This window comes from Asticcacaulis sp. (assembly GCF_047605585.1).
Lineage (GTDB): Bacteria > Pseudomonadota > Alphaproteobacteria > Caulobacterales > Caulobacteraceae > Asticcacaulis.
This window is the reverse complement of the sequence record NZ_JASGFK010000001.1, coordinates 934444-947657: the sequence shown is the minus strand read 5'-3', so window position 1 is coordinate 947657 and position 13214 is coordinate 934444. Positions and strand designations below refer to the sequence as shown.

The following is a 13214-nucleotide window of genomic DNA, read 5'->3' as shown; positions in this document are numbered from 1 at the left end:
GCTTGTAAATGGACTATTTGAAGCAAGCATTGAACTTGACTGTCAAGCTGACAGCCTCAATACCAAGCTTTTATGTTTTCTGCGCGGGGTGAATCGTGAGTTTTTGGATTAAGATATGCCCTGAATGTGAAGAGGGTCGACTTATTGTCGCAAAAAAAGAAGACATCAGCGGCCTCTTTTTGGTATGCGAAGAATGTGAAAATAGTTGGCAATCCCCCAGTAATGTAGGTGTAGCGACGGAAAGTTTTCCTTTGGGGGAGAAGGAAGTTAAAGATGCTACTATCGAGGACATTCGAAATGCGGGTTGGGATAAGTACAAAATAATTGAAGATGCTAACGTACCCTTCGACTTCGATCCGTTAACGTATTGGGCCTGAGTTAGGCAGATATGGAATCCCTCTTCGCTCCGCCACCGCGTGCCGTTTCGCCCGGCCTCTATATTGTCGCCACGCCGATCGGCAATCTGCGCGATATCACCCTGCGCGCGCTTGATATCCTGCGCGCCGCCGATGTGGTGCTGGCCGAAGATACCCGCGTTGCTGGCAAGCTGCTGGCCGCCTACGACCTCAAGAAAAAGCTGCTGCGCTATGACGATCACGCCGGCGACAAGATCCTGCCGGAAATCCTGGACCGACTGGCTCAGGGCCAGATCATCGCTCAGGTGTCCGACGCCGGTACGCCGCTGATCAACGATCCTGGCTTCCGGCTGGTCAGCGAGGCGCAGAAGGCCGGTGCCCGCGTCCATCCGATCCCCGGCGCCTCGGCTGTGCTGGCCGCCCTATGCCTTTCCGGCCTTCCGACCGACCGCTTTCTGTTCGCCGGCTTCCTGCCTAATAAGTCGGCCGTGCGGAAGACCTTCCTCAGCGAATTTACCGCTCAACCGGCCACCCTGGTGATGTTCGAGACCGGCCCGCGCCTGCACGATTCCCTGACTGATATTCTGGCCACACTCGGTGATCGCGAGGCTTGCGTCTGCCGCGAACTGACCAAGCTTTATGAAACCGCCCACCGCGGCACGGTTTCGGAACTGGTCACCGATCCAGCACTTCAGGAACCGAAGGGCGAAATCGTTCTGGTCATCGCCCCACCGGTCGAGGCCGCGCCCTCGGCTGATAATCTCGAAGAGGCGCTGAAACTGGCGCTGGAAACCTATGCCCCCGCCGATGCCGCCAAGCAGCTGTCGCAAATGTTCGGCCTGCCGCGCAAGATGATCTACCAGAAGGCGCTGGAGATGCAGGGCAAGGCGCGTGGATAAGGCGCTTCGGGGAGCGAGGGCGTATAAACGCGGTCACCTCGCCGAATATATCGCGCTCGTCCATCTGATGCTGAAAGGCTATCGCATCCTTGGTTTCCGCCTCAAGATGCCCCAGGGCGAAATCGACATCCTGGCACAGAAGGGTACGCGCCTGGCCATGGTCGAGGTCAAGCAACGCCGCTCGCATGAGGAGGCTTTTGAGACTGTCTCGTCCATCCAGCAGGAACGCCTGTGGCAGGTCGGTCTGGCCTTGCAGGAAAAGACGCCGCGTTTGCGTCGGCTCGACTTGACGATCGACCTCTATAGTGTGGCGCCCGACCGCTGGCCGCAGCACCGGATCAATGCCTTTGAGAAAATAGACCGTTTCTGAGCTTGCCATGCGAAGGCCCGCGCCTCATATGGAGGCCAGCATAAAGGAACACCGCTTATGAGCCTGCGCGTTGCCGTCCAGATGGACCCCATCGAAAACATCAATATCGGTGGCGACACCACCTTCCTGCTGATGATGGCGGCGCAGCGGCGCGGGCACACCCTGTGGGTCTATCAACCCGAACATCTGAGTTATGAAGACGGCAAGCCTTTCGCCCGTGCCCGCAAGGTGACTCTGCGTGAGGTGAAAGGCGATCACGTTACCATAGGCGCGTATGAAAAGCTCAATCTGGCCGATGATCTGGACGTCATCCTCATGCGTCAGGACCCGCCTTTCGATATCGCCTATATCACCGCCACTTACTTTCTCGAAACCGTCCATCCGAAGACGCTCGTGGTCAATAACCCGACCAGCGTGCGCGATGCCCCGGAAAAGCTGCTGGCCACGCGTTTTCCCGGTTTGCAGCCGCCGACCCTGATCTCCTCCGATCTGGTGGCCCTGCATGATTTCTTCGAACGTCACGGCGACTGTATCCTCAAGCCCCTGCATGGCGCGGCCGGCAATGGCATCATCAAGCTCAAGGCCGGCGATCGCAATCTCGATGCCCTGATCGAGCTGTTCGGTAATATGAGCCGCGAGCCGGTCATCCTGCAAAAATTCATTCCCGCTGTCAGCGCCGGCGACAAGCGCATTATCCTGATCGATGGCGAAATCGTGGGTGGCATCAATCGCGTGCCGGAAGAAGGCGCCGTGCGTTCCAATCTGCGCGTCGGCGGTACAGCCGAACCGCTCGTCCTCACAAAACGTGATCGCGAGATCTGCGAAATCCTCAAGCCGGTGCTCAAGGAAAAAGGCCTTATGTTTGTGGGTATTGACGTGATCGGCGATTACCTGACCGAGATCAATGTCACCTCGCCCACCGGTGCCGTGCAATTAAAGGCCTTCGAAGGGGTTGATGCCGGCGAGATTTTGTGGGATCGCATCGCCGAGACGCTCCAGAACTGACCTGATAAAGAGGCCGGTTTCCCGTCGATAAACAGTAAAATGGGCATTCTGAATCCCCCTCCGCAAGGCAGGGTTGATAAAATGCGCCTTTGTTCCATTTTTGTTCTTGATTTGTATTTTTCCGCGCACTAGACTGTGGATAATTCCAGTATAGGCGTACCAGCGGATAGGCGGTCAGATACCAAGAGGGGACAGTATGCCGGCGCGGATTACCACTATTGCGTTTGAAGGCGCCGAGGCGCGCCGGGTCGAGGCCGAGGTTGTGCTCACCAATGGTCAGATCGGTTTTCAGGTCGTGGGCCTGGGTGACAAGGCGGTGGCCGAAAGTCGGGAGCGGGTGCGTGGCGCCTTTGCCGGCATGGGTTTGAGCCTGCCGGGGAAACGGATCGTGGCAGCCCTGTCTCCGGCGGATTTGCCCAAGGAAGGCTCGCATTTCGACCTGCCGATTGCCCTGGCCCTGATGACGGCCATGGGGCTGATCCCTGAAGACGCTCTGTCAGACTATGTCTGTATCGGCGAACTGCGGCTGGATGGGCGCATCGCACCGGTCAGCGGCGCCCTGCCGGCTGCAATCGCCGCCTCGGAATTCGGCATGGGGCTGATCTGTCCCGCGGAAAATGGCGCCGAAGCCGCCTGGGCCGGTACTGTCGGTATTCTGGCGCCGGCATCACTGATTGCCCTGATCAACCATTTCAAGGGCCATGCCGTGCTCAATCCGCCGGTACCGGGTGAGGTGAGGGCATCCACCAAACCGCTCGATCTCAATGAGGTCAAGGGGCAGGAGGTTCCCAAGCGCGCGCTCGAAATCGCCGCGGCGGGCGGTCATAACCTATTGTTTGTCGGGCCGCCAGGTTCCGGCAAGTCGATGCTGGCCCAGAGACTGCCGGGCATATTGCCGCCGCTGACCTCACGCGAGTTGCTGGAAACCTCGCAGGTCTGGTCGATGGCCGGGCTGATCGCCAAGGGCGAGCTGACGCGTGAACGGCCCTTCCGTGCGCCCCACCATTCGGCTTCGATGGCGGCCCTGACCGGCGGCGGTATGCGCGCCAAGCCGGGTGAGGTATCGCTGGCACATAATGGCGTGCTGTTTCTTGACGAACTGCCGGAGTTTTCACCGCAGGCCCTGGATTCTTTACGCCAGCCCCTAGAGACTAATGAAATTATCGTCGCAAGGGCTAATCATCACGTCAAATATCCAGCGCGGGTCCAGCTGGTGGCGGCGATGAATCCCTGTCGCTGTGGGTATGGCGGCGTGGGCAAGGGGGCCTGCGGCAAGGCCCCGCGCTGCCTGAAGGATTACCAGAGCCGGGTATCGGGGCCTTTGATGGATCGCATTGACCTGCAGATCGATGTCCCGCCGGTCACCGCCATGGACCTGGCCCTGCCAGCGCCGGCCGAAGGCTCCAAAGAGGTCGCTGCCCGTGTTCTGGCGGCGCGTGACATCCAGTTAGATCGTGCCCGCCAGTTGAACCTGGCGCACGATAATGGCCTCAATGCCACGGCCTATGGCGCGGGCCTGGAGCAGATCTGTGCGCTGGATGACAGTGGCAAGGCTCTGCTGACCCAGGCGGCGCAGCAGACTGGTCTCAGCGCGCGGGGCTGGACGCGCACCCTGCGCCTGGCGCGCACCATTGCCGATCTGGAACAGTCCGGTTCAGTGTTACGGCGGCATATCGCCGAAGCTCTGGCCTATCGCCGCAAGGCGTCTACGGACGATCAGGTTGAAAGCCGGATGCAGGGCCAAACACAGGTGAATGTGGTATTTTGATACTTTTTCAACCGGCCTTTGAGCTAACTTAACCTTTTGCCTTTACGCTGCGTCGGGTCAGAAGCACTCAGGCGGAAAAATTCCTATGCCCATTTCCCTTGCCGACCCGGATTCGGAAGAGCGCCTATCGGCCGAAGAGCGCATGAAGGCGCGGGAAGACTTCTTCCGTCTGATGAGCCATGAAATCCGCACGCCGCTCAATGGCGTCATGGGCATGTTGTCCCTGCTGACCAAGACCCCGCTTTCCCCCGACCAAGCCTCCTATGTCCAGACGGCGCAGGACTCCGGCGAACATCTGCTGACCCTGGTCAATGACCTGCTCGACTATGCCCGCATGGACGCCGGCCGCATCGCGCTGGAAACAACTGAAGTCCATCTGGAGCCGTTGTTGCAAAGCGTGGCTGAGCTTCTGTCGCCGCGCGCCTACGCCAATGGCATTGAGGTGGCGTGGGCGCTCGATCCGCGCCTGGGCTATATCCATGCCGACGAAGGCCGCCTGCGCCAGATCCTGTTCAATCTCGCCGGCAATGCCATCAAGTTTACCACGAACGGCGGCGTGCTGATCCATGTTGGCCTGACTGAGGCTGGCCTAGTGCGCTTCAGTGTGCGCGATACGGGCGCCGGCATTCCCGAAGAGGCCCGCGTCCGCATCTTTGAAGAATACGGTCAGGTGGAAACCAGCCATGCCACGCGTTATGGCGGCGCCGGCCTTGGGCTTGTGGTCGTCAAGAAACTGGTCGAGGCGATGGAGGGTACGCTGACCCTCGAAAGCGAGGTCGGCAAGGGCTCGATTTTCACCGTCGAATTCCGTGCGCCCTATGGCCTGAATCAGGGTGCCACCCAGACCTTGTCCTCCAACATCGTCACCTTGGTCAGCAATAATGAAATCCTGACCGAAGGGGCGAAAAGCCATCTGTCGGCCGGTGACTGCCAGCTGATGCAGGTCGACCGGACTGACACGCCGGCTGCCGGCGTCATTGTACTCGCAGATCGTGCCGCTTTTGCTGATGGCCCTGCGCCGGCGCCTTGCGAACGTGCCTTGATCCTGCTGGCCCCCGAACAGCGTGACGAAATCGCCGCCTGGCGCGAAAAGGGCTGGGCTGGGTACCTGATCAAGCCGTTGCGTCGCTCCTCCCTGCTGGAACGTCTGGATACGCTTGACGACCAGGAAACGAAGATCGCGCCGAAGCCGCAGAATGACGATGAGCGCATCGTCAGCGAGTCCGCACCGAACAAGACCGTGCTGCTGGTCGAGGACAATCCCGTCAATGCCCTGCTGGCGCAGATTCTGCTCCAGCGCGAAGGCTGCCGTGTCGAGCGCGCCTCCTCCGGCGAAGAAGCTATCGATATCGTCAAAAACAATCGCTTCGACCTCATTTTCATGGACCTGGGCCTGCCGGGGATTGATGGACTCGGCGCGGTGCGTGAAATCCGCGCCATGGGAGTCCGCACACCGGTGATCGCCCTGACTGCCAATGCCTATGAGGAAGATCGCCGCGCCAGCATCCATGCCGGCATGAACGATTTCCTGACCAAGCCGATCGAGATCACGGCGCTGCGCCACCGCCTGCAGACCTGGAGCGGCGAACAGCGCGCGGCGAAATCCGCCTAGACTAAAATGTCGAAGCCCCATACCTTCCTTTTAAATGGACGGAGCAAGGCATGTCGGAAAAATCTGTGGCGGATGAAAGCACCCGGCTGAAGCATAATCTGTGGCCCGCTTCGGTCATGCTAGCGCTCGGTTTTTCTTCCGGCCTGCCCTACCTGCTGATTTATGACACCGCCAGTATCTGGCTGCGGCAGGCGGGCGTTTCCCTGGCCGATATCGGTTATTTTTTCCTCTTCACCACCTTCAGCTACACGCTGAAATTCATGTGGGCGCCGGTGATCGACCGGCTGAACCTGCCCTTCCTGACCCGTCATCTCGGCCATCGCCGCGGCTGGCTGTTGCTGATCCAGGGCCTGCTGGTGATCGGGCTGCTGGGCATATCGCTCAGCCATCCGGAACGCGGCATTGTCGGCATGGTTATCATCGCATCACTGACCGGTTTTATCGCCGCCACGCAGGACATCGTCATGGATGCCTGGCGTATCGAGGCGGTGGAGGAGAAGTTGCAAGGCCTGATGGCGTCCTGTTACCAGTGGGGCTACCGTATTTCGCTGATCCTGTCCGGTGTCTTACCCCTCATCCTGTCCAAGCCGCTGGGCTGGAACATGGCCTATGCCGTGATGGCGGCCTTCATGGCGGTGGGCATCGCCGCCGTATTGCTGGCGCCGCGCGAAAAAGCGCACACCATCCGCCCGATCCACATGGAAGGCCTGACGCCGCAGCCATGGCGTGAGATACTGGAATGGACGATGCGCGGCATTCTGATCGTTCTGGCGGCCATTCTCATGGGCTGCGGTCTGACCGGCAATGTCGATGTGCTGGATTTCCTGCTGGGGCTGGTCGGCCTGAGCGATCACGCGCAACAGGCTCTGAAAGCCATCTGGACCGCCAAGGCCACGGGCGTTTTCCTGCAAATCCCAGCCTTCCTGATCGGTTTCGGCCTGCTGGCGGCCTGCTGCCTGCCCTTGCCGTGGGCCACCCGGCCCGGCGCCTATTTCAAAGGCGCCTTCGTCGCGCCGGTCGCCGATTTCTTCCAGCGCTATGAAAACTGGGCGGCGTTTATCCTGGCCCTGATCCTGGTCTATCGTGTCAGCGAATTCGTGCTCAACATCATGAACCCCTTCTATGTCGACCTCGGCTTCGATGTCGATACCATCGCCGGTATGCGCAAGGTCTGGGGGGTGATCATGTCGATGATTGGCTTAGGGTTCGCCAGCTGGATCATCGCGCAGTTCGGCCTGATGCGGTCGCTGATCATAGGCGCCCTGGTCGGCCCACTGAGCCACGCCGGTTTCATGTGGCTGGCCTGCGCGGGTCACGATATCCGGGTATTCGCCATCGCCATGGCCATGGACAATATCTCGGCCGGCATTTCAGGCACGGTGCTGATCGCCTACATGTCCTCCCTGACCTCGGCCTCGTTCACGGCGTCGCAATATGCGCTATTTTCCAGCCTGTATTCGATACTCGGCAAGCTGGTCGCCTCGCAATCGGGGCGCATTGTCGAAGCCTCGGCCAGGGCGGCAGACCAGGGGGGCGTCGCCTCCCTCTTCACGGGCCTGATGACACACCTGCACGCCGATTCCTATGTCACGCCCGCCGCCAAGCTGGGGGTGACGCCGGCAGCCCTGGGCGCGGGTTATTTCACCTTCTTCGCCTACACCATCGTGATCGGCTTTGTCGCCATCGCCATGTCGTTCTGGCTATACTTCCGCCGGAAGGTTGACGCCCGTATTACGGGTGAAGGGGCCTGAGGCCCCTTCGTCTTCATCTTAATAAACAAAAAGGACGGCCCCTTTTCGAGGCCGTCCTTTTTGTTTCTCAGGTAAAATGAGGGGTCGCGAACCCCTCGACCCCATAATCACAGCATCAGCCTTTCGCCGACGCCCGGATATCGTAGGCGGCGAAGGTGGCCATGGTCAGGATCTTCGAGACCGAATCCGACAGCTGACAGATCTGCACCGACTTGGAGAGGCCCAGCAGCAACGGCCCGACAACCGTGGCGCCGCCCAGGGCTTCGATCATCTTGGTCGAGATCGACGCCGACTGGATGGCCGGCATAATCAGCACATTGGCCGGCGCGGTCAGGCGCTGGAAAGGATAGTTGGCCCACATGGCGGGCTCCAGCGCGACATCGGGCGGCATTTCGCCTTCGAATTCGAAGTCGACGCCACGTTCCTCCAGCAGGCGCACGGCCTCCTTGACGCGGTCCGAACGCTCGCCCTGTGGGTTGCCGAAGGTCGAATAGCTCATGAAGGCGACGCGCGGCGTATGACCCATGGCGCGCACGGCCATGGCGGCCTCGATGGCGATATCGCCCAGTTCTTCCGGGGTCGGGGTCTCGGCCACGGTGGTGTCGGCCACGAAGATGGTCCGGCCCTTGGCGAGAACGATGCTGAGGCCCATGATGCGGCCACCCGGCGCCGGATCGACCACGCGCAGCACGTCATCCAGCGACTTGTCGAACGAACGCGTTACGCCGGTGACCATACCATCGGCGTGGCCCGAGATGACCATGGCGGCGGCGAAGGAATTGCGGTCCAGGTTGATCAGGCGATCGACATCGCGCTTCAGATAGCCCTGGCGCTGCAGGCGCGAATAGAGCAGCTGCGAATAGGCGGCATTACGATGGCTAAGGCGGGCATTGACGATCTCGATACCTTCTTCCTTCGGATCGATACCGGCGGCGCGCATGTTTTCCTCGACCAGGTTTTCCCGGCCGCACAGGATCGGCGTGCCGAGACCCTGGAGTTTGAAGGCGTGAGCGGCGCGGATCACCGATATGTCCTCGCCCTCGGCGAAAACGATGCGCCGGGACGGCCGGGACCGCACGGCCGAGGTGATGGTTTGCAGGAAACCGGCCGATGGATCGAGACGCTGCTCCAGTGACTTGCGGTAGGCCTCCATGTCGGTGATCGGTCGGCGGGCGACGCCGGTATCCATGGCCGCCTGGGCAACATACGGCGGCACGTACCAGATCAGGCGTGGATCGAAAGGCGAGGGGATGATGTAGTCGCGGCCGAACTTCAGATGGCGGCCCTGATAGGCGGCAGCGACTTCGTCAGGCACATCCTCACGCGCCAGCTGGGCCAGTGCGCGGGCGGCGGCGAGCTTCATCTCGTCATTGACCCGGCGAGCACGGACATCGAGCGCGCCACGGAAGATATAGGGGAAACACAGGACATTGTTGACCTGGTTCGGGTAATCAGAACGCCCGGTGGCAACGATAGCATCGGAACGCACCTTGGCCACATCTTCAGGCGCGATTTCCGGGTCGGGATTGGCCATGGCGAAGATGATCGGATTGGGCGCCATAGTCGCCACCATGTCCGGCGTCAGCACGCCCTTGGCCGACATGCCAAGGAATACGTCCGCACCGACCATGGCTTCTGCCAGGGTGCGCTTGGGCGTATTGGTGGCGTGGACCGATTTCCACTGGTCCATGTCGACGCCGCGGCCTTCATAGACCACGCCGTGAATATCGACGATCGTGGTGTTTTCTTTACGTACCCCCATGGTCTTGACCAGAGAGAGCGACGACAGGCCGGCTGCGCCAGCGCCGCACAACACCACCTTGACCTCATCAATACGCTTGCCTGTGATTTCCAGCGCGTTAAGCAGACCGGCCGCACAGATAATGGCCGTACCGTGCTGGTCGTCGTGGAAGACGGGAATATCGGCCAGATCCTGCAGGGCGGCCTCGATGATAAAGCACTCCGGCGACTTGATGTCTTCGAGATTGATGCCACCGAAAGCCGCCGTGATGTTCTTCACCACCGTAATAAATTCATCCGGATCCTGCGTCGCCACTTCGATATCGAACGAGTCGATATCGGCGAAACGCTTAAAGAGTACCGACTTGCCTTCCATCACCGGCTTTGAGGCCAGCGCGCCGAGATTGCCGAGTCCCAGGATGGCTGTGCCATTGGAAATCACCGCCACCATGTTACCTTTGGAGGTGTAGTCATAGGCCGTATCCGGGCTTTCAGCAATGCGTCGTACCGGCACTGCCACGCCCGGCGAATAGGCCAGGGCCAGGTCGCGTTGGGTGGCCATCGGCTTGGTGGCCTGCACAGCAATCTTGCCCGGCTGCGGGTACTGGTGGAGGTGCAGGGCTTCGTCGTCGCTGAAGGTTTGTTTTTCGGTCGGCATGATGTTCTGGAGTACTCTGAGCGGTGTGGCGAATTATATTATAATTTAAGGACTTGTGCCCTTACGGAATAGAACAAGAGCGGCGGCTTATAAAGGGCGAACCGCCCGTCACGGGAACTTTTCTTTATTGTCTGACAAATGAATTTGCAAGCTGTTGTTTTTTAGCATCCTTTTAGCTCAATCGCCGTATGGTTCCTCGCATCAGTTCGGGCGGACGGTTGCCCTTGCCAGCAGCCAGGCTGCTGGAGAAGTTTTACACACTTTCCTTTGCGAAATCCCTTCTCTTCGCTGTTAACAATGGTTAACCTCCGGCGCATGAACGCCCCGCACAACCTGTCCCCCGAAGCCGCCCTTCCCAATGTTGAGGGGGCCACGCCTGTCATGGCGCAATATATCCAGCTCAAGGCGCAGTATCCCGACGCCCTGCTGCTGATGCGCATGGGCGATTTCTACGAAATCTTTTTCGAGGACGCGGTGGTGGCAGCACAAGCCCTGTCGCTCGCCCTGACCAAACGCGGGCAGTTCCAGGGTAAGGATATTCCGCTGGCCGGCGTGCCTGCCCATGCGGCGGACGCCTATATCGCCAAGCTGATCCGCCTGGGTCATCGCGTCGCTGTCTGTGACCAGCTGGAAGACCCCGCCGAAGCCAAGAAGCGCGGCTCAAAAGCCATCGTCAAACGCGGTATTACACGTGTTGTAACGCCCGGTACCCTGACCGAAGATACGCTTCTGGAGGAACGCGGCGCCAATCGTCTGGTGGCGCTGACGACGCGCGGCGGCATCCTGGCCCTGGCAGCCGTGGAGCTTTCGACCGGCGATGTCGAGGTGGTCGAGGTCGAGCCGGCGCAACTGGGCGTGCAGCTCTCCGCCCTGCGGCCCTCGGAAAGCCTGGTCGCCGACCGGCTGATTCAGGATGAAACCATATACCCGCTGCTCAAGATGTATGGCGGCGTCATCCAGCCGCAGCCGGCTTCGCTGTGCGATCCGACGGCCGGCGAGGCGCGCCTGCTCAAGCTCTATGGCGTTTCCACGCTCGACGGTTTCGGCAGCTTCAGCCCGGCCGAGGTTTCGGCGCTCGGCCTGCTGGCCGCCTATATCGACCTGACTCAGGCCGGCAAGATACCGACCCTCAAGCCGCCGGCACGGGTGATTTCCAATAATTATCTCGCCATCGACGCCGCCACGCGCAATTCGCTGGAAATCGACCGCACTCAGCAAGGCAAACGCGAAGGCAGCCTGATCTCGGCGCTCGACCTGACTGTGACCTCCGGTGGCGGCCGCCTGTTGCTCAGCCGACTGGCCCGTCCGCTCTACAAGCCCGCCGATATCAATGCCCGGCTGGATACGATCGAATGGCTGCTGCCGCGGCGCGATGTGCGCGAGACCCTGCGCCATCTGATGCGGTCCCTGTCCGATCAGGCGCGCGCGTTGTCACGCCTGTCCCTCGGGCGCGGCAGCGCGCGCGACCTGTGCGTCATCACCCAGGCGCTCAGCATCAGCGAGACCCTGGCCAGCCAGCTGAACGATGCCCGTCATCAGGAGCACGACGACCTGGCCGGCAATCCGCCCGCCATCCCGCAGGAAATTGACGATATCGTCACGGCGCTGGTGCCCTCCCTGTCGCTCGGCCAGCTGCGCGACCGGCTGGACCGTGCCGTGGTCGAGGAACCGCCGCTAAAGCTTTCCGATGGCGGCTTTATCCGCCCCGGCTTCAATCCGGATCTCGATGAGGCCCGAACCCTGCGCGATGACAGCCGTCAGATCATACTGGCGCTGGAACAGAGGCTGGCGGCCGAGACCGGCATCGCCATCCGCATCAAGTTCAACAATGTGCTGGGCTATTTCATCGAGCTGTCGGCCAAGCTGGCGGAGCAACTCCAGGCGCAGGACACGCAGAAGCAGTTCATCCACCGCCAGAGCCTGGCCAATCAGGTGCGCTTCGTCACCACCGAACTGATCGAACTCGACGGCCGCATCCAGCGCGCTGCCCAGCAGGGCCTGGCGCTGGAACTGGAGGTTTTCGAGCAGCTGCGCGAGGAAGTCCGGTTGTCCGCCGCCGAGATCCAGGGCGGCCATGACGCCATCTGCGCGCTCGATGTCGCCGTCGCCAACGCCACCTGGGCCGAGGAATGGGACGCCATCCGGCCAATGGTCGATGATAGCCTGCGGCTCGAAATCACGCGTGGACGCCATCCGGTCGTGGTCGCGGCACTGAAAAGCCAGGGCAAGCCCTTCACGCCCAATGATGTCGATCTCGATGCTGCCGGCAGCCATGCGGCGCGGCTGTCGCTGGTCACCGGCCCGAACATGGCCGGTAAATCGACCTATCTGCGCCAAAACGCCCTGTTGATCATCATGGCGCAAGCGGGGTTGTACGTCCCGGCGAAGGCCATGCACCTAGGGGTGGTCGACAAGCTGTTTTCCCGCGTCGGCGCCGGCGATGATCTGGCGCAGGGCCGCTCCACCTTCATGATGGAAATGGTCGAGACCGCCGCCATCCTGACCCAGGCCACCGAGCGCTCCTTCATCATCCTCGACGAGATCGGCCGCGGCACCGCCACCTATGACGGCCTGGCCATCGCCTGGGCCTCGGCGGAAAACCTGCATGACGTGATCAAGGCGCGCACGCTTTTCGCCACCCATTATCACGAGCTGTCACGCCTCGAAGGGCGGATGAAGCATCTCAACAACCTGTCGCTGACCGCGCATGAGCACAATGGCGAACTGATCTTCCTGCACGAAGCGCGAAAAGGATCGGCCGACCGCTCTTACGGTGTGCAGGTGGCGCGTCTGGCCGGGATGCCGCCAGTGGTGGTGGAGCGCGCCCGCGATATCCTGACCCGTCTGGAGCAAGAAAACCAGACCCAGCTCAAGCTTGATGATCTGCCGCTGTTTTCGGCCACCCGCCCGGCCGAACCCGCACACCAGATGGCGTCTCAGGCCCCTTCAAAGCTGGAAAGCCTGCTGAAAAGCGTAAATCCCGACGATTTAAGCCCGAAAGAGGCCCTGGAAGTTATCTATAATTTACACAAATTGCTGTAATAGCCTTGGTTTG

Annotated in this window: 9 protein-coding genes; 8 read left to right on the top strand and 1 reads right to left on the bottom strand. The window is 60.8% G+C overall.

The features are described from left to right. Nucleotides 1-95: 95 nt before the first annotated feature. The 7 genes from QM647_RS04430 to QM647_RS04400 all read left to right on the top strand — a co-directional run bounded on the left by QM647_RS04430 (nt 96) and on the right by QM647_RS04400 (nt 7761). Nucleotides 96-377 carry a hypothetical protein gene (locus QM647_RS04430; protein ID WP_414994260.1) on the top strand — a complete coding sequence of 94 codons (282 nt, stop codon included), beginning with the start codon at nt 96-98 and terminating at the stop codon, nt 375-377. Between the two features lie 11 nt (nt 378-388). Next, nucleotides 389-1255, top strand: a complete 867-nt coding sequence (gene rsmI / locus QM647_RS04425) for a 16S rRNA (cytidine(1402)-2'-O)-methyltransferase (protein ID WP_414994259.1) — start codon at nt 389-391, stop codon at nt 1253-1255. Beyond that, entirely contained in the window at nt 1248-1625 is a 378-nt protein-coding gene (locus QM647_RS04420) for a YraN family protein (RefSeq protein WP_414994258.1), read from the top strand. The genes rsmI and QM647_RS04420 overlap by 8 nt, the downstream gene beginning before the upstream one ends. A gap of 57 nt (nt 1626-1682) precedes the next feature. After that, complete coding sequence (gshB, locus tag QM647_RS04415; protein ID WP_414994257.1) at nt 1683-2630, top strand: glutathione synthase; 948 nt, start codon at nt 1683-1685, stop codon at nt 2628-2630. 196 nt (nt 2631-2826) lie between these two features. Continuing rightward, the gene (locus QM647_RS04410) at nt 2827-4398 is read left to right on the top strand and encodes a YifB family Mg chelatase-like AAA ATPase (protein ID WP_414994256.1); all 1572 of its coding nucleotides are present in this window, start codon (nt 2827-2829) and stop codon (nt 4396-4398) included. Between the two features lie 85 nt (nt 4399-4483). Next, complete coding sequence (locus QM647_RS04405; protein WP_414994255.1) at nt 4484-6010, top strand: response regulator; 1527 nt, start codon at nt 4484-4486, stop codon at nt 6008-6010. A gap of 50 nt (nt 6011-6060) precedes the next feature. Beyond that, on the top strand, nt 6061-7761 hold the full coding sequence (locus tag QM647_RS04400; RefSeq protein WP_414994254.1) for an AmpG family muropeptide MFS transporter: 1701 nt from the start codon (nt 6061-6063) through the stop codon (nt 7759-7761). Between the two features lie 115 nt (nt 7762-7876). On the opposite strand, the gene QM647_RS04395 is transcribed toward QM647_RS04400, so the two are convergent. Continuing rightward, nucleotides 7877-10159: an NADP-dependent malic enzyme gene (locus QM647_RS04395; RefSeq protein WP_414994253.1), complete on the bottom strand. Its 2283-nt coding sequence runs from the start codon at nt 10157-10159 to the stop codon at nt 7877-7879. 315 nt (nt 10160-10474) lie between these two features. Between QM647_RS04395 and mutS the strand changes: the two genes are divergently transcribed. Further along, complete coding sequence (gene mutS, locus QM647_RS04390; RefSeq protein ID WP_414994252.1) at nt 10475-13201, top strand: DNA mismatch repair protein MutS; 2727 nt, start codon at nt 10475-10477, stop codon at nt 13199-13201. The last annotated feature ends 13 nt before the right edge of the window (nt 13202-13214 follow it).

Excerpts from the sequence above, each read along its gene's own strand:
- rsmI (WP_414994259.1), top strand. The coding sequence starts at position 389 with ATGGAATCCCTCTTCGCTCCGCCACCGCGTGCCGTTTCGCCCGGCCTC.
- QM647_RS04410 (WP_414994256.1), top strand. The coding sequence starts at position 2,827 with ATGCCGGCGCGGATTACCACTATTGCGTTTGAAGGCGCCGAGGCGCGC.
- mutS (WP_414994252.1), top strand. The coding sequence starts at position 10,475 with ATGAACGCCCCGCACAACCTGTCCCCCGAAGCCGCCCTTCCCAATGTT.
- QM647_RS04405 (WP_414994255.1), top strand. The coding sequence starts at position 4,484 with ATGCCCATTTCCCTTGCCGACCCGGATTCGGAAGAGCGCCTATCGGCC.
- gshB (WP_414994257.1), top strand. The coding sequence starts at position 1,683 with ATGAGCCTGCGCGTTGCCGTCCAGATGGACCCCATCGAAAACATCAAT.
- QM647_RS04400 (WP_414994254.1), top strand. The coding sequence starts at position 6,061 with ATGTCGGAAAAATCTGTGGCGGATGAAAGCACCCGGCTGAAGCATAAT.
- QM647_RS04395 (WP_414994253.1), bottom strand. The coding sequence starts at position 10,159 with ATGCCGACCGAAAAACAAACCTTCAGCGACGACGAAGCCCTGCACCTC.